The 16,803-nt window shown below is 70.9% G+C and carries 12 protein-coding genes and 1 pseudogene; 4 read left to right on the forward strand and 9 right to left on the reverse strand.

The window, feature by feature from the left end; genetic code table 11:
• Window positions 1–35: 35 nt before the first annotated feature.
• Together ACQEVY_RS24085 and ACQEVY_RS24090 are read right to left on the reverse strand one after the other, a co-directional pair.
• A complete protein-coding gene (locus ACQEVY_RS24085; RefSeq protein WP_432951553.1) occupies window positions 36–1,478 on the reverse strand; it encodes a polysaccharide deacetylase family protein in 1,443 nt (480 codons plus the stop codon).
• Between the two features lie 157 nt (window positions 1,479–1,635).
• Window positions 1,636–5,547, reverse strand: coding sequence for a helix-turn-helix domain-containing protein (locus ACQEVY_RS24090; RefSeq protein ID WP_432951554.1), 3,912 nt, complete (start codon window positions 5,545–5,547; stop codon window positions 1,636–1,638).
• A gap of 113 nt (window positions 5,548–5,660) precedes the next feature.
• On the opposite strand from ACQEVY_RS24090, the pseudogene ACQEVY_RS24095 reads away from it, so the two are divergent.
• Window positions 5,661–6,026: pseudogene (locus ACQEVY_RS24095) on the forward strand (triphosphoribosyl-dephospho-CoA synthase); the annotation flags it as partial.
• Here ACQEVY_RS24095 and ACQEVY_RS24100 read toward each other — a convergent pair.
• The 4 genes from ACQEVY_RS24100 to ACQEVY_RS24115 form a co-directional block, all read right to left on the reverse strand.
• Window positions 6,001–7,266, reverse strand: a complete 1,266-nt coding sequence (locus tag ACQEVY_RS24100) for an MFS transporter (protein ID WP_432951555.1) — start codon at window positions 7,264–7,266, stop codon at window positions 6,001–6,003. The pseudogene ACQEVY_RS24095 and the gene ACQEVY_RS24100 sit on opposite strands and share 26 nt — an antisense overlap.
• 208 nt (window positions 7,267–7,474) lie before the next feature.
• Entirely contained in the window at window positions 7,475–8,839 is a 1,365-nt protein-coding gene (locus ACQEVY_RS24105) for a PLP-dependent aminotransferase family protein (protein ID WP_432951556.1), read from the reverse strand.
• A 140-nt stretch (window positions 8,840–8,979) separates the two neighbouring features.
• A complete protein-coding gene (locus tag ACQEVY_RS24110) occupies window positions 8,980–10,437 on the reverse strand; it encodes an aminopeptidase P family protein (protein ID WP_432951557.1) in 1,458 nt (485 codons plus the stop codon).
• Window positions 10,438–10,562: 125 nt separating this feature from the next.
• Window positions 10,563–12,074: a PP2C family protein-serine/threonine phosphatase gene (locus ACQEVY_RS24115; protein ID WP_432951558.1), complete on the reverse strand. Its 1,512-nt coding sequence runs from the start codon at window positions 12,072–12,074 to the stop codon at window positions 10,563–10,565.
• 472 nt (window positions 12,075–12,546) lie between these two features.
• On the opposite strand from ACQEVY_RS24115, the gene ACQEVY_RS24120 reads away from it, so the two are divergent.
• Complete coding sequence (locus ACQEVY_RS24120; RefSeq protein WP_432951559.1) at window positions 12,547–13,212, forward strand: bifunctional DNA primase/polymerase; 666 nt, start codon at window positions 12,547–12,549, stop codon at window positions 13,210–13,212.
• Between the two features lie 56 nt (window positions 13,213–13,268).
• Window positions 13,269–13,829: a hypothetical protein gene (locus ACQEVY_RS24125; protein WP_432951560.1), complete on the forward strand. Its 561-nt coding sequence runs from the start codon at window positions 13,269–13,271 to the stop codon at window positions 13,827–13,829.
• Window positions 13,830–14,104: 275 nt separating this feature from the next.
• Here the strand turns inward: ACQEVY_RS24125 and ACQEVY_RS24130 are convergent, their stop codons facing one another.
• Together ACQEVY_RS24130 and ACQEVY_RS24135 are read right to left on the reverse strand one after the other, a co-directional pair.
• Window positions 14,105–15,070 carry a DUF5926 family protein gene (locus ACQEVY_RS24130; protein ID WP_432951561.1) on the reverse strand — a complete coding sequence of 322 codons (966 nt, stop codon included), beginning with the start codon at window positions 15,068–15,070 and terminating at the stop codon, window positions 14,105–14,107.
• 154 nt (window positions 15,071–15,224) lie between these two features.
• Entirely contained in the window at window positions 15,225–15,776 is a 552-nt protein-coding gene (locus ACQEVY_RS24135; protein WP_328770391.1) for an ATP-binding protein, read from the reverse strand.
• Between ACQEVY_RS24135 and ACQEVY_RS24140 the strand changes: the two genes are divergently transcribed.
• Window positions 15,733–15,858 carry a hypothetical protein gene (locus ACQEVY_RS24140; protein ID WP_328774467.1) on the forward strand — a complete coding sequence of 42 codons (126 nt, stop codon included), beginning with the start codon at window positions 15,733–15,735 and terminating at the stop codon, window positions 15,856–15,858. The genes ACQEVY_RS24135 and ACQEVY_RS24140 overlap by 44 nt on opposite strands.
• A 102-nt stretch (window positions 15,859–15,960) precedes the next feature.
• On the opposite strand, the gene ACQEVY_RS24145 is transcribed toward ACQEVY_RS24140, so the two are convergent.
• Window positions 15,961–16,773, reverse strand: coding sequence for a glycerophosphodiester phosphodiesterase (locus ACQEVY_RS24145; RefSeq protein WP_432951562.1), 813 nt, complete (start codon window positions 16,771–16,773; stop codon window positions 15,961–15,963).
• Between the last annotated feature and the right edge of the window lie 30 nt (window positions 16,774–16,803).

A 16,803-nucleotide genomic window follows, 5' to 3' on the forward strand; every position in this document is an offset into this window, starting at 1 on the left:
CCCGGCTCACCTTTGCGGAAGGGCTGCTCAGCGCCTCAGAGGGTGGCGCGCAGATGGCTGATGGTGACGAAATGGTAGCCCTGGGCGGTCAGCGTGCGCAGGATCTGCGGGACCGCGGTGACCGAGGTGGGGTGGATGTCGTGCATCAGGACGACGTCGTTGCGCTGCGACGTGTCGATGACGGTCCGGGCGACCTTGGCCGCGTCGCGGTACTTCCAGTCCTCGGTGTCCACGTCCCACATCACCGGCGAGAGCGTGGTCGCGGCCTTCACCTGGGCGTTCATCGCGCCGTAGGGCGGACGGAAGACAGTCGGAGCCTTGCCGATGGCTGCCTTGATGGCGTTGCTCGTGCGGTTGAGCTGGGAGGCGATCTGCTCGGGGGTGAGGTTGGTGAGATCGGGGTGGTTCCAGGAGTGGTTGCCGACCTCGTGTCCGGCTTTCGCTTCGGCGCGGACCAACTCGGGGTGGGCGGCGACGTTCTGGCCGGTGGTGAAGAACGTGGCGCGCGCCTTGTACTCCGCGAGGTGGGTCAGCAGGGTCGCGGTCTCCGGTGCCGCCGGTCCGTCGTCGAAGGTCAGCGCGATGCACTTGACTTTCTTGCAGTCGGTGTCGTCGTCGCCCGGGGCGGTGTGCGTGGGGACGGCGGGCTCGGGGACGTGTGCCGCACCCAAGTCCAGCGAACGGCTGGGCTTCATCGTCTGCTGCTGGACACGCTTTCCGAAGGCGGACAGCCAGGGCGTGACCGTCTCCTTGGGCAAGGCCACGACGAAGGTCCCGGCGGGAGCGACGCCCACCTCGCTGCGGTCGAAGGTCACCCGCAGTCCGCCGTCGGCGGTGAAGGCCATATCGTCCAGGGCGGCGGTGATGGAGTCCTCGGAAAGCGTGGCGTCGAAGAGGTCGGGGTCGAAGCCTTCGCGCCCCTTGAGCTGATCCTTCAAGGCGCCGACAAAGGCATCCCGGGAGCTTTCGGTGACAAGACCGAGAGCCGTTCGGTACGCGCCGGCCTTGCCGTCGTACCAGTACGTCCTCGTCGACAGCCCAGACCCCACGCCGCTGTGGTCCTGCGTGCTGAGCCGGACGCCGAGCACGTCGCCTGAGGCGGCCAGGAAGTGATGGCTGATGTTGAGCTCGCGGCCCTCCGCGGCGTCCGAGCCGCCCTCGCACACCCCCGAGCGGAAGCCGGCCAGGCGCTCCTCCACGTCCTTCTTCATCGCGGCCGTCATCGCCTCCGCACCGGGCACGTCCGGATAGCTCGTCGCGAAGGAGCAGGAACTGTGCTCGCTGCTGTCGCTGACGATCTCCAGACCTTTGATCTTCGACGGATCGACGGTGCGGACCGGCGAGGGGGCGGGAGTGGATCCGGGCCGCCCGTCGGCGGACCCCGTACCCGAGGAGCTGTCCGACCCGGACGTGCAGGCCGCCGTGAAGGAGAGGGCGCCGAGCAGCAGAAACGAGGGCAGCAGAGTGCGAGTGCGCATGAGACCAGAACCTGACTGAGGAGATGGGCGGACGCCGCCGACGGGACGCCGCGGTCGTTCTGGTCACTGATCGTTCAGTTCAGAGGCGTTTTTCAGCGACGCACAGAGCCACCCTGAACAATCGGCCCCTGGTTGATTTCCGCTGGTTTGGGAGACTTCAGTCGCGTTTGGCGCACACCTGCTCGTACGGCGCGTCAGGGACGTAGGTCCGCCACTGTGCTTCGGTCAGTCCGTCGCCGGTGCGTGCGCAGATGGTGCGGACGGCCCGGTCCGGGGCGATGGGGAGACGCTGGAGCGGTACATGGAGGCCGCCGGCGTAGACCGTGCCGCCGTCCTCGGCGAAGGCGAGCGAGCGGATCTCGTCGCCGGATGTGGGCAGGTCCGCCCCGAGGAGTTGCTGTCCGCCGGTGTCCCACAGCCGCAGGGTCCCGCCCGCGCCGCCCACGGCCAGCGTGCCGCCGTCGGAAGAGAAGGCGAGCGCCCCCACCGCCTCCGGCTCGCCCTGGGAGGCCGTGTCCGAGGTGCCGGTCAGCGCACCCGTACGGTGCCGGATGTCGCCGTCCCACAGGGTGATGTGCCCGGTGGAGTCGCCGACGGCGAGCCGGGTGCCGTCCGGGCTGAACGCCAGCGCGGTGACCTCGCGGCCATCGGCGAGCGCGCGCCCGATGACGTCTCCGGTCCCTGGATCGGCGTACTGATCGTCGGAGCTCACGAGGAGATCTCCGTCCGGCCGCGCGGCCAGTACCTCCCCGGCAAAGCCCTGCACGGTCCCCGACCGCCGGTGGTTCTCGGTGTCCCAGATCTCCGTCCCGTAGCTGTCGCTGTGGGTGGCGGAGCGGGCAGCCAGCAACGTACGGCCGCCGGGCCCCAGGGCGAGGGTGGTGGCCGGGCGATCGGCCGCGCCGGAGGTGTCGATGACCGTACGCACCTTATGCGCTCGTACGTCCCACACGGTGAAGCGCAGCCGCAGTGAAGCACCCGAGGACTTGGTGTCGGCGACGGCCAGCGCGCTTCCGTCCGGGCTGAATGCGAGCAGGGGGGTCTCCTCGGCGGACACGCTTGGCAGCGCACCGAGCCTCGCGTGGGCCTGGACCGTGCCCGTGCGCGTGGAACGCAGCTCCAAGCGGTAGCCGCCGCCGGACCGGGTGACGGTGGCCAGGGCGGCGCCGTCCGGGCTGAGCACGCTCGCGTCGGCCGGAGTGCTCTGCCACCGCGGTGTGAGGCGGTCGGTCAGGTCGAAGGTGTGGACCGTGGCGCCCGCGAGGTAGCGCAGGAGCCGAGGCTTGCCCGGGTCCCAGGTCAGCCCGATGGCCTCATCTTTGGAAAGCTGCCGGTGGAAGACCTGCGTACCGCCGTTGGACAGTCTCCATACGGCGAGTTCGTGATCGTCGGCGGTGGCCAGGAACTCGCCGTCGGGGGAGAGAGCGGCCTGGGTGAAGCCGGTGATCCCGCCACTGGTGAAGTCGGCGACCGTGCGTCCGCTGCGGACGTCCCAGATCAAGGCGTCCGTACCGTAGGCGGCGGCCAGTCGTCGGCCGTCCGCGCTGAACTGCAGCAGGCGGGGGCCGTTGTCCGCGCCGGAGCCGGTGCCGCAGAGGATCTTGTTCGCCTTCTCCCAGTCTCCGGGCAGCTGAGTGCCGTCCGCGGTGTCCCACAGCTCGAGTGGCCCGTCGGCGGGGCAGAGCGCGAGCAGACGTCCGCCGGGGCCGACGGCCGCCGTGGAGAGCGTGCGCGTAAGGCCGGTGCTCAAGAGGACCTTGCCGTCGTCCGTGCGGTGCAGCCGGACCGTGCCCGGGCCGTTCGTGGGCGCGGTGAGGTACGCGCTCCCGTCGGGCGCGCTGCCTCTCATCGCGGCGTCGCCCAACTCGGCGGCGGGCCTCCCGAGCGGAAGGTTCCACAGCATTGCGCCTCCGTCCGGCCCGAAGACGTCGAGGAACCTGGAGTCGGGCCCGACATCGCCCGCCTCCGTACCGCTCGGCAGGCGGTGGGTGGCGGTGACCTTGTGGTCGGCCACGTTCCGGGCGGTCACCGTGGTGCCGTCGACGCTGAGCAGGGTCCGGCCGCCGTCGGCGAGGAAACGCCGGACGCCCTTTCCGGCCAGGGGGTCGGTGAAGGCATCGCGCTCCGCTTGCACCAGAGAGCCCAGCAGTGCCGAGCGGGACTCGGTGAGCGGGGCGATCTTCCACGCCGCGACCCCGAGCAGGGCGGCGGTGCGGGGGTCGGTGGAGCGCAGGCTGTCGGCCACGGTGGCCAGGCGGCGGGCGGCGGCCTTGGCGGCTTCCACCTGACTCACCCGGTCGCGCTGCCAGGCGACCAGACCGGCGGCCAGCGCCAGCACGAGGAACACGGACAGGCCGATGGTCAGGGAACGCGTCCGCCGTGCGGTGCGGGTCCCGGCCGCTCGCTCGGCGTCCCTGGCCGCGAGGGAGGAGGTGAGGAAGGCCCGCTCCAGCGGGGTGAGGTCGTCGTCTCGCTGCTGAGTGAAGTCCTGAGTGTGTACGCGGGTGAGCTCCTGGTTCGGCTCGCGGGTGGGGTCGTCGTTCGGGTGCCCGTGCCGGTTGAGGTCGTCTTCCGGGTCCTCCAGCCGCGGGTGGCAGTCGTCCGGCTGCCGGGCGAACAACTCCTCGGCCCGGGCCAACCGCGTACCCCGGTAGAGCGCGCCGGGGTCGCGCTCCAGCTCTTCCCAGGCGCGGGCGGCCTCGCCGAGCCGGCGTTGCGCGTGCAGCCGGTCCCGGCCCTCCTCGATCCAGCCGGCCAGGCGCGGCCAGCCGGTGATCAACGCCTCATGCGCAAGCTCCACCGTGTCGCCGTCCAGGGTGACCAGACGGGCGACGGCGAGACGTTCCAGCACGTCCTGCGCACCGTCGCCGAGTTCGGCCCGGGACGCCGGACGACGGGTGTCTGCCGTACCTCCCCCAGTCTCGGTACCTCCCCCGGTCTCAATTTCTCCCGACCGAGGGGAACCCCATCCGGGCGCGATGAGCCGCAGCAGAACCCGCCGGGCGATACGTCCCTGCTCCGCCGACAGCCCGCCGTACACCTCTTCGGCGGTGGCGGCGATCGCGCCACGTACGCCACCTGTCTCCTCGTACGCCGCCAGGGTCAGCAACCGGCCGCGGCGGCGGCGCCAGGTCTCCAGCAAGGCGTGGGAGAGCATGGGCAGCGCGCCCGGCTGGTCGACGACTTCGTCGATGATCTGGGCGGTTAGAGCACGTTCCACGTTCAGGCCGGCGGACGTAGCAGGGCCGGTGATCGCCTCGCGCAGCTCGTCCCGGTTCATCGGCCCGACCAGCAGATTGGCCCGGGAGGCGGCCTCGGCCAGGTCGCGGTGGCCGGCGCAGTGCCCGTAGAAATCACCACGGACGGCGATCACCACGCGCAGCCGGCTCTCCGGCCGTCGTGCGGCGAGCAGCAGATCAAGGAACCGGTCCCGTTCCTGGCGGTCCTGACACAGGGTGAAAAGTTCCTCGAACTGGTCAACGATCACCCAGGTTTCCCCGTCGCCATCCAGTGGGACGAGCGCCTTCTCGTGCGTACGCGCGGGCCGCTCACCCGGAGTCAGCACACGGATCACCGCCGGCCGCTCCGCCCCCGCCGCCTGCCGCAGCCGCGGAATCAGCCCCGCCCGCAGCAGCGACGACTTGCCGCTGCCGGACGGCCCGAACACCGCCGCAAAGCGGTGCTCGCGCACCAGCCCCACCAGTGAGGCGACAAGCGTCTCCCTGCCGAAGAACAGATCGCTGTCGTCCGGTTCGAAGCGGGCCAGTCCCCGGTACGGCGGCCTCTCGTCCGGCGTGGGCGCCCGGACCTCGGCGTCCGCCTCCCGCCAGCGCCGTTCCCATTCGTCCGGGTCGGCATCCAGCGCCTCGGCGTACGCCCGCACCACCGCCAGCGACGGCAGCTGCTCACCGGCCGCCGCCTGGGACAGCGCGGTCGTGGAATAGCCCGCGCGCTTGGCCATCTCCCGGTACGGCGGCTTCCCGCCCTTCTCCCGCAGGACACGCAGCTCGTACGCGAGCCGCTGTATAGGACCGGCATCGGGGTCGACCGGCTTCTCGCGTCGTCCCACCGGGAGCACCTTTCACATGCCTCGACCCGCACAGCAGGCGTACAAGCTACGTTTCGCCCCATCCCCGCGCAATCCTGCCCGAGCTGTGAAGCCGCCCACGGAGATGGCAGGCGCTCGCCGCGACCGCCAAGCAGCTCGCGGCACACCCCGACCGGAAGGCGCCGCGCCGCCCCTCGCGCGGTTCGTCGGTCTCGGTGATGTACGGGGCCGCCGGGGCGCGAGGCGAGGCCCGGGCCGGATTCCCGCACGTACGGCGGGCGTTGGACGCGCTGGCCGCGGCACGTCCAGGCGGGCGCTCGCGGCGTCCTGGAAGCGGGCGGTACGTCCGCGGAGGCCGGCCGCGCGGCTCTCGCCGCCTTCGACGACGACCTCCACGCGCGCGCGTGGAGCCCGCGCGGAAGCAGCGGGCTGCTCGCGGGGGGGACCTGTTCCTGGACTCGCTCCCAGCGATGGTCAGTTCACCGGCACGGGCTGGCTGACGTCCGGCGCTGTGACCCGCCTTCCGGCCGCCCACCGTGCCGTGGGCCCCATCCCGTACGAAGCCACCAGCATGAGTCCGCCGAGGACCAGCCAGCCCGGCGGCCCCCACCCCACGAGCAGGGCCGTCAGCACCAGCGGGCCGGCTGTGCGCGCCACGGTGACGCCCGTACCGAAGAAGCCCTGGTACTCGCCGACCCGGTCGGCCGGGGCGAGATCGAAGGACAGCTGCCAGGAACCCGCCGACTGCTGCATCTCGGCGACGACTTGAAGCACCGCGCCCGCGACCAGCAAACCCACCGCCACCCAGGCCGAGACTCCGGCCGACAGCGCGAACACCGCGCACGAAGCCAGCATCACCAGCCCCGAACGCCGCACCGCGCGCGTGGCCGACACGATGCCCGACACCCCGCGGGCCATCCGCACCTGGAAGAGCATCACGGCACCGGTGTTGAGCACGAACAGCGCGGAGACCAGCCAGGCCGGGGCATCCGTCCGCTCGGCGATCCACAGCGGGATGCCCAGGCTGAGCAGCGGCATCCGTAGCAGCAGCACCGTGTTGAGCAGCGTGAGGAGCGCGTACGGGCGGTCCCGCAGCACTCCGAGAGCGTCGCCCTTTCCGCCCCCTCCGCGGCCCTGATCGGCGCCCACGCGCGCGTGCAAGGACTTCATGACCGGCAGCCGCAGCAGCACCCCCGCGCACAACAGGAAGCTCACCGCGTCCAGCGCGAACACCCCGAGGTAGGCCTCCCGCGTCCCCATGTGCAGCGCGAGCCCACCGAGCCCCGCCCCCACCGCGAGACCGGCGTTAAGCGTCGACTGGAGATGCGCGAGCAGCCCCGTCCGTTCCTCCCGGGACACCAGCGCGGCCAGCAGCGCCTGCCGGGCCGCCGCGAGCCCCGACTGAGCCGCCGCGTACCCGCACGCCGCGAGCACGAACGGTACGAAGCCGCGTACGACCAGGAAGGACGCCACCGCGAGCCCGGTCGCCAGCGCCAGCAGCACCGCCGTGCCACGCGGCCCGCGCCGGTCGGCGAACCGCCCCAGCGGCACACCCGCCAGCGACCCGACCGCCCACGCGATGGTGAGCCCGAGGCCCACGCGCGCGGGGGCGAGCCCGACGATGTGAGTGAAGTACAGGGCGGAGGTGACGTAGAAGGCGCCGTCTCCGACGGAGTTACTCAACTGGGCGACGGCCAGGACGCGCTGCGGGCCCGCGGGCGGGAGAAGCGAGTTCGTCATGGGGACGACGCTACGGAGGCAGTGGACCCCTCAACAGGACCAATCAGCAAGCCATTTCATGCTCCAATTCCAGCGCCGATGTGCCCGCTGCCCAGCTATCGAGAAACCTGCGTGCCCCTGCTCAGCCGTCCGGCGCCCGTGCTCCCCGCCCAGCCCTCGAGAACCCGCGTGCCCTGCCCAGCCCTCGAGAACCCGCGTGCCCGCGCCCTCAGCCCTCCAGCACCCGCCCCAACACCTCCAACGCCTCCGGATAGCCTCGCTCCCGAGGCGTCCCGTACCCCACCACCAACCCCTGTGGCCGCCCCTCATGCGCCTCGTGCCAGTGCTCCCCGAGGAATCCCACCGCGAGCCCCTCCTCGGCGGCCCGTGCGAGCACCGCGTCCTCGTCCGCCACGTCCACCAGCGCGTGCAGCCCGGCCGCGATCCCGCGCACACTCCGGCGCGGCCCCAGCCGGGCCAGCAGCTGATCCCTCCGCCGCCGGTACCGCAGTCGGCAGGCGCGTATGTGCCGGTCATAGGCATGGCTGGTGATCAGCTCGGCGAGGGCCAACTGGCCGATGGACTCGGTGTGGTGGTCGCTGTGCAGCTTGGCGTCGGCGACCGCGTCGACCAGATGCGGCGGCAGCACCATCCAACCCAGCCGCAGCGCGGGCCCGAGCGTCTTGGATGCCGTCCCCAGGTAGACGACCTGTCCCGGTGCCATCCCCTGGAGTGCGCCCACGGGCTGTCTGTCGTAGCGGAACTCCCCGTCGTAGTCGTCCTCGACAATCAGCCCTCCACGCGCGCGTGCCCAGTCCGTGAGCGCCCGCCGCCGCTCCGGGTGAAGGGTCACGCCGGTCGGGTACTGGTGCGCGGGCGTGACCACGACAGCCGCCGCGTCGCCCAACTCCTCGGCTCGGGCGCCCCGTTCGTCGACGCTCACAGGGGCCACGGATCCGCCGTTGTGCCGCACCACGTCCCGGTGGAAGGGCAGCCCCGGGTCCTCCATGGCGATCACCCCGGACTTCAGCACGCGGGTGAGGAGCGCAAGCCCCTGAACGTAACCGGACGTGATCACGATCCGCTCGGGCGGCGCGATCACCCCGCGCGCCCGCCCCAGGTACCCCGACAAGGCGGTCCGCAACTCGATGCGACCGCGCGGATCGCCGTATTCGTACGCCATAGAGGGCGCCGCCGCGATGGCCCGCCGCAACGCCCGCAGCCAGGCCGCCGCCGGGAACGTACCGACGTCCGGACTGCCGGGCCGCAGATCAAAACGGGGCGCACGCGCGCGTGCCCCATTCCCGGACGCGTCTAGGGACGTCGTGGGCAGCGCCGCCACCTCGGTCCCCGAGCCCTGCCGCGCCGTCAGATAGCCCTCGGCCACCAGCTGGTCGTACGCCGCCTTCGCCGTCCCCCGCGAGACGCCCAGCTCGGCCGCCAGCCGCCGGGTCGCGGGCAGTCGCGTCCCCGGAGCGAGCCGCCCCTCGCGTACGGCATCCCGAAGAGCCCGCTCGAGCCCCGCCCGCCGCCCTGCCCGCGCATCCGGCTCCAGATGCAGATCAACACCGAAACCGGACCAGAAGTCGTCCACCAAAGCCGCCCCCCTAGACACACCAAAAGGCCGGGTACCCAGAAGGGCACCCGGCCATCACTCTCGTATCAGCCCTTATAGGGAGGCCATTTCGGCCCCGCGTGACGTCCTCGTCCAGTACTCGAGAAAAGCGCGAAAAGTCAGCCCTTCAGGGACGCCATCCACGCCTCGACCTCATCGGAGCGGCGCGGCAGGCCCGCCGAGAGGTTCTTGTTGCCGTCCTCCGTGACCAGGATGTCGTCCTCGATGCGGACACCGATGCCGCGGTACTCCTCGGGCACGGTCAGGTCGTCCGCCTGGAAGTACAGGCCCGGCTCCACCGTCAGGCACATGCCCGGTTCCAGCGTGCCGTCCACGTACGTCTCCGTCCGCGCTGCCGCGCAGTCGTGGACGTCCATACCGAGCATGTGACCGGTGCCGTGCAGCGTCCAGCGGCGCTGCAGTCCCAGCTCCAGCACGCGCTCCACAGGGCCCTCGACCAGGCCCCACTCGACGAGCTTCTCGGTCAGCACGCGCTGCGCGGCGTCGTGGAAGTCGCGGTACTTGGCGCCCGGCTTCACGGCCGCGATACCGGCTTCCTGGGCCTCGTACACGGCGTCGTAGATCTTCTTCTGGATCTCGCTGTACGTGCCGTTGATCGGCAGCGTGCGCGTCACGTCCGCCGTGTAGAGCGTGTGGGTCTCCACGCCCGCGTCCAGCAGCAGCAGGTCCCCGGAGCGGACAGGACCGTCGTTGCGCACCCAGTGCAGCGTGCAGGCGTGCGCGCCGGCCGCGCAGATGGATCCGTAACCGATGTCGTTGCCCTCGACCCGCGCGCGCAGGAAGAAGGTGCCCTCGATGTAGCGCTCGCTGGTCGCCTCGGCCTTGTCGAGGACCCGTACGACGTCCTCGAAGCCGCGCACGGTCGAGTCGACGGCCTTCTGCAGTTCTCCGGCCTCGAACGCGTCCTTGACCAGCCGGGCCTCGGAGAGGAAGACCCGCAGCTCCTCGTCGCGCTCGGCGGTCACCTTGTCGGTGAGCGCCTCCTCGATCCCGGCGTCGTAGCCGCGTACGACACGGACCGGCCCGGTCGCCTCGCGCAGCTTGTCGGGCAGCTCGCGGACGTCGGCGGCGGGGATGCCGTGCAGCTGCTCGGCCTCGGCCAGGGAGTGGCGGCGGCCGACCCACAGCTCGCCGTGGCCGGAGAGCCAGAACTCGCCGTTGTCCCGGTCCGAGCGCGGCAGCAGGTAGATCGTCGCCTTGTGGCCGTCGCCCTTGGGCTCCAGAACGAGGACGCCGTCCTCGGTGAGGTTGCCGGTGAGGTAGGCGTACTCGACGGAGGCGCGGAAGGGATACTCCGTGTCGTTCGAGCGGGTCTTCAGGTTGCCCGCGGGAACGACCAGCCGCTCGCCCGGGAAGCGCGCGGAGAGCGCGGCGCGGCGGGCGGCGGTGTACTCGGCCTGGGGGATGGGCTCCAGACCGTGCAGCTCGGTGTCGGCCCAGCCGGACTTCATGTTCTCGGCGAGCTCGTCGGACACACCGGGGTACAGACCGTTCTTGCGCTGCTTGATCGGCTCCTCGGCTTCGTCCGGTGTCTCCGGAGTGAGCTCTTCGGCCACGGTCATCCTCCTAGATACGGCACTGGACCCCCTCCATCGTACGGTCGTACGGGAGGGGGCCCAGGGAGTCGGAAGCCCTTTTACATGCCCTACATGCCCTTCGAGTCACGTGCCCTCCGAGCGGCTCACTCGAAGCGTGCCGCGAGCAAAACCACGTCCTCCTGTCCGTCAGACGTGTCGAGCTCCTGGGGCAGCATCGTGCGCAGCACATGGTCGGTGATCGCCCCCGGGTCCGCACGCAGCGGCCTCGGCACACTCGCCGCCGCCGCGTGCAGTCGCGCGAAGGCCCGGTCCATGGGATCGCCGGTGCGCTGCAGCAGACCGTCCGTATACAGCAGAACCGTCTCTCCTGGCGCTGCCTGGAACTCCACGCTCGGCGCTTCCCAGCAGGCGAGCATGCCCAGCGGTGCCGACAGCGACGTCTCCACGTACTCCGTGCGCCGCTCACCGATCAGCAGCGGCGGGCTGTGCCCTGCCCCGGCCAGCGTGATCTTGCGCGAGGCGGGCTCGCAGTACGCGAACAGGGCGGTGGCGCTGCGGGCTGGCTCGGTCAGCCTGAGCAGCAGTTCCAGGTCGGACAGGACGGCGACGGGGTCCTCGCCCTCCATCACGGCGTACGCCCGCAGGGACGCCCTCAGCCGTCCCATGGCGGCCACCGCGCTGGGGCCCGACCCCGTGACGGACCCGACCGCGAGACCGAGCGCGGCGTCCGGCAGGGGCAGCGCGTCGTACCAGTCGCCGCCGCCGCGCGGACCGGTGCGATGCCGGGCGGCGAGCTGGACGCCGAAGACCCGGGGCAGCCGCGAGGGCAGCAGCTCCCCGGTGATCGTCGTGATGCACGCGCGCGTGCGTTCCAGTTCGACCAGCCGGGCCAGGTGCTCGGCCGCGTACCGGGCGAACAGACCGACGAGGTGCCGCTGCCGCTCGACCGGTTCGGCGGGCTCGTCGTACAGCCATACGGCGGCACCCAGACGGCCCGCCGTCTCGGTGGACAGCGGCAGCGCGTAGCTCGCGGCATAGCCGAGCCGGGCGGCCACCTCGCGGTGACGCGGGTCGAGCCCGTCCTCGGAGAACAGATCGGGCTGAGCGATCTCACCCTCGCCGCCGGGCAGCCCGTCCAGGATTTTTCCGTACGACATGCAGCGGCGCGGAATCGTTTCGATGTGACCGAGGTCGGAGCGGGCGAGGCCCAGGCCGATGGTCGTGTCCGGGCCGAGGCCGTCACCCGGCTCCATGACGACGAGACCGCGCCGGGCGCCTACGAGGGCGGCTCCCGCACGCAGAAGTTCATGAAGTGCGTCACTCAGGGACGCCGTGCGGACCATCCGCTCGGTCAGTTCGTGCAGCGTCGTGAGATCGGACACCCAGCCGGCGAGACGGTCCTGGAGCACAGCTCCCGGGGGGTTTGGAGAAGGGGCCGCAGAGGTACCGGGGACGGCAGGCGCGGGCGCGACAGTGTGTGTGGGTGCCGGAACAGTTGAATCGATTCCGGCCACTTTCGGAAGGTGAGGGGAGTTCATGGCGTCCGACTTTCGGACCAGTGCGTTTTGCTCAAAAGCATCGCAAACCCCCATGTCATTCTGCGCCGCTAGCACTGTCTCCACATGTACACGTACTCGTGAGGGGATGTCCAGCATTGTCCTGCTGGGATTCCTGGTGTCCGACGGGGAACTTGAGAAAAGCAAAGTTGGCTTAAAACTGCCTCGGGTTACGGCGTATTGCGGTCGACTGGCCTTGTTCGACGGAGCGTCACAGCGGTCGTGATGGGTACGTACTCGGTGAAGGCCAGGGGTGGTTGGGATCGTCCCGGAACCTGGCGACGGACCCGGGCGTCTTAACCACCGACGACCGTGCCCCATCCTCCCGTGGCGGAGGCGGCAAGCAATACGCGCGACAGCAATCGCCAGGCGCCGCCACCCCCACGCCATGCCCATGCTGTTGATAGGCGCAGTATGGACGCGGACGAAGCCAGAGCTCGGCCCATAGGGGTTCCCCTTGTCCTGGACAGGGGTGTGATGCGCCAGCAGGTACGCACAGTGAAGTGATCGACACATGGTGTGATGTGGTCCTCGGTGTTGCCAGGCGTGCAACGGAAAGGAACGAGCGCTCATGCGCGAGATCCTCGGAAGGCGACGCAGGCTCTTTTCCAGGCGAAACACTGGAAGGCCTGAGATGCTCGGCGCGGCCCTGACATTCGCGACCGCATGGCAGTGGCCCGTACTCCCCGGCGTCGCGCCGGACCCGCAGGGGCGGGCGCGCTGCGGGTGCCCCGATCCGGAGTGCACGGTTCCCGGTGCCCACCCCTTCGACCCTGGCCTTCTCGCGGCCACCACCGACGAGCGCATGGTGCGCTGGTGGTGGACGAACCGCCCTTCGGCGCCGATCATCCTCGCCACCGGCGGCCAGGCCCCGTGCGCGGTGAGCCTGCCGGCGCTCGCCGCCTCCCGCGCGCTCGGGGCGCTCGACCACATGGGCATGCGCCTCGGCCCGGTGATCGCGTCCCCCACGCGCTGGGCGCTGCTGGTGAAGCCGTACTCCTTCGAGCAGCTGGGTGAGCTGCTGTACGCCAAGGACTTCGTGCCCGGCTCGCTGCGCTTCCACGGAGAGGGCGGCTATCTCGCGCTGCCGCCGTCCGAGACCGGACAGGGTCAGATCCGCTGGGAGCGGGCGCCGCTGCCCGGCTCGGCCGCGCCCTGGGTGCCCGATGTGGAGGCCGTCGTGGACGCCGTGGTGGAGGCCCTCACTCGTCCGGGTGTGAGCGCACCCGAGTTGTAGGGGAATCGGGCGCGCGGCGAACCGAGCGCCCCCTCTTGGTCGTTATCGTCCTTTTCATGCTGTTTTTCTCCGGCGGGCGACCCCCGGGCTTCCGAAGAGTTCGTCTGCCGACGTTGACGGGAGTCGCCGTGCTCGCGGCCACGCTGCCGCTGGCCGTGGCCTCCGCAGGGCCCGCAGGGCACGAGAGTCCCGCGGCCGTACGTACCTCCGAACACCTCGCCGACAAGGCGGCCGCATCGCGGCCCGGCCCGGTCACGAGTCCGCTGTTGCTCGGCCGGGATCCCGTCGGCACCTCCCACTGCGGACCCGAACTCGCCTCCCCCGACGGCATCGAGGCGCAGACTTGCGTACTGACCCAGGGGCGGGACAGCTGGGCGCGGACGTACTACCGCAATGCGACCGGCGACGACCTCACCGCCGTACTGACCCTCATGGCACCCGGCGGCCGTACCGTCCGGATGCACTGCGCGGTGGGCGCGGACGACGAACCGGGGGCGTGCGAGACGCCTCGGGAGCGCACGATCGGGGACGCGCGGGCGTACACGGCGGTGGTGGAATTCGCGGCGGGCGCGGAGGGGCCTCTGCTGCTGCGCTCGGGGAGCGAATCGGCCGCGTAGGGGCTCAACTCGCCTGCGGGAAGGGCGGGTTGGGACGCGCGTCAAGGGCGGGCCGGGATCCGGAAACGCAAAGACCCGGTTGCTGGCGACGGGGGATGCACCAGCAACCGGGCTATTGAACGGTAACAAGAGATCGGCGGTTCGCAAATTCGATCTCGGCTATTCGGACAGCGATTTTCCTGCCATGACAGGGACTTGTGACAGGAGTCACCGGCTCCGCTAGAACCCTGGCGGCTGACCGGTCGGTCAGCCGCGGACAGGGTGTCGAACGGGCCTCAACTCAGCGTGACCTGGCGGTTGGTGAGGCCGCCACGCGCCCGGCGCTCGTCCGCGGTGAGCGGTGCGTCGGTGGCCAGTGCGGCGGCGAGCCGCTCGGCGAATTCAGCGGCCGGCTTTTCGATGTCCTCCGCGGTGACATCGGTCGGCAGATCCCAGACCGGCACCGTGAGGCCGTGGGCTCGGAAGGAGCCCACGAGACGGGTGCCTTCTCCGAGGCTCGACCGGCCGGCCGCGTGCAGCCGCGCGAGGGCGTCCAGAAGCTGCTCCTCGGCGTGCGGCATGACCCAGCGCAGATGGTTCTTGTCCGGGGTCTCGCACCAGTACGCGGCGTCGACGCCCGACAGCTTCACGGTCGGGATGGCGGCGGCGTTGGCGCGCTCCAGGGACGCGGTCACGTCCGGAGTCGCGTGCTCCGAGTCCGGCACCCAGAACTCGAAACCCGAGTGCACAACGGGCTCGAACGGGCCCTTGGGGTCGAGGAGTTCCTGCAGCCGCGGACCGTCCGCCGGGACGCGCCGGCCCTGTACGGGAGTGCCGGGATCGGCGGTCAGCGCTCGCTGCAGGGTGTCGGCCAGGTCGCGGCTGATGTCGCCGGAAGAGGTGTCGTTCTGGAGGCCGATCATCACGGAGCCGTCGTCGCGGCGCAGCGCGGGCCACGCCATCGGCAGGACGGTCGCGAGCGTGACCGAAGGAACACCCTCCGGAAGGGGGTCCTTGAGCGTCAGCTCGACCGTGGCCGCGGGCACCAGCTCGCGCAACGCGACCCAGTCGCACTCGCCCGGCAGCCCCTCGAAGGGGCGCTGCACCAGCTCCGTCACGGCATGCGACGCGCTCCGCCCGTGACATGCCTTGTAGCGGCGGCCACTGCCACAGGGGCAGGGCTCACGGGCTCCCACAACCGGGATCTCGCCGTCCTGCGGCCTCGGCTGCCTGGCCTTCGTCTGGGATCGCTTCTTGGCCATCGTGGGTTTCTCCCGGTTACGGCGTCTGTCGTACGGGCGCGAGCCTAGCCGCTCGTACGAGGACCCACGGGACCCTGTGGATAACCTGCCGGCCCGCCGCGTCGTCCCGTAACCGGCCTTCCGGTCCAGCCTGTGCTGCAGCCGGACCGGAGCGTCAGTCCAGGTTGTCGAACGAGTCGCCGAAGTCCAGGTCGGGTACCGCGGACACCGACGGAGCCGTGATGCGCGCCGCGAAGTCTCCCCGCCGGCGCTCCGCGTGTGCGTCGTGGGCGTCCTTCTGGACGACCACCCACACCGTGACCTCGCCCTGGACGTCGTCCCTGACGCCCCAGTCGTCGGCCAGCGCGGTGATGATGTTCAGCCCACGGCCGCCGTGTGCGGTGACCGAGGGCGTGGCCGGAACCGGGCGGGTCGGACCACCGCCGTCCGTCACCTCGACGGTCAGCCGTCCACCTGGGTCCACTCGCCATGCGGCCCGGACGTCCCCGTCCCCCGCCAGCGCGTCGCCCAGCGGCCGGCCGTGCCGGCACGCGTTGCTCAACAGTTCGGAAAGGATCAGTACGGCATCGTCGATGACCGCTTCCGCGACGCCACCGGTGCGCAATTGAGCGCGCATCCGCTGTCTTGCTTCCCCCACGCCCGCAGGGCCATGGGGTACGGCCATGCTCGACGACGCGGGCACCTCCTGTGCCACCACCAACGCCACCCCCGAGACCTCCTTCGCCCCACGCCACGGTGTGGATGCCCCCCTGGACTGGACCGGAAACCGGCCAATGCACATGCAGTGACGCACTCGTAACCCTCGAACACGGACCGAACGCGCCGGAGCACTCCCCGTAATGGCGTGGCCGGATTTCGACGGTCTGGCCGAAGTCCCCGGACCTCGCAGGTCAGCGGCCCAACTGGTCCAGTACCGCGCGCGGGCGATTGGTGATGATGGCGTCGACACCCAGCTCGACACAGAGAGCGACGTCCTCGGGTTCGTTCACGGTCCATACGTGAACTTGATGCCCGGCCCGCTTCAGGCGCTCGATGTACAGCGGGTGGTTGCGCACGATCCGCATGGACGGACCCGCGATACGGACACCCACGGGCAGCCGTCCGTCGCGCAGTCGGGGTGAGAGGAACTGGAGCAGATAGACCGTCGGCAGCGTCGGGGAGGCCGCCCGTACGCGCTGCAGCGAGCGCGCCGAGAAACTCATGACCCGTACGGGCGATTCGTCGGCGGAGGCCGGTGCGTCCAGGCCGAAGCGCTTCAGGAGGTACAGCAGGCGCTCCTCGACCTGGCCCGCCCAGCGTGTGGGGTGCTTCGTCTCGATGGCCAGCTCCACAGGGCGGCCGGCGTCGGCGACGAGCTCAAGGAGGCGCTCGAGCGTCAGGACGGACTGCTGCTCCCAGGACGGCGGCCGCTGCTGCTCCCAGTCGGGCGCCTCGTCGCGGTTCTTCCAGGAGCCGAAGTCCAGGGCGGCGAGATCGGCGAGCTCCAGGGCGGAGACGGCGCCGCGACCGTTGGAGGTGCGATTGATCCGGCGGTCGTGGACACAGACCAGATGGCCGTCCGCAGTCAGCCGGACATCGCACTCCAGGGCGTCCGCCCCGTCCTCGATCGCCTTCTCGTACGCCGCCAGGGTGTGCTCCGGGGCATCTTCGGAGGCGCCGCGATGGGCGACCACCTGAATCAGGTGCTGTCGTGCGTGGGTCACCGCGTCATGGTGCCACCACGCGCGCGTGGC

Source organism: Streptomyces sp. CA-288835, from assembly GCF_050936385.1.
Classification (GTDB): Bacteria; Actinomycetota; Actinomycetes; order Streptomycetales; family Streptomycetaceae; genus Streptomyces.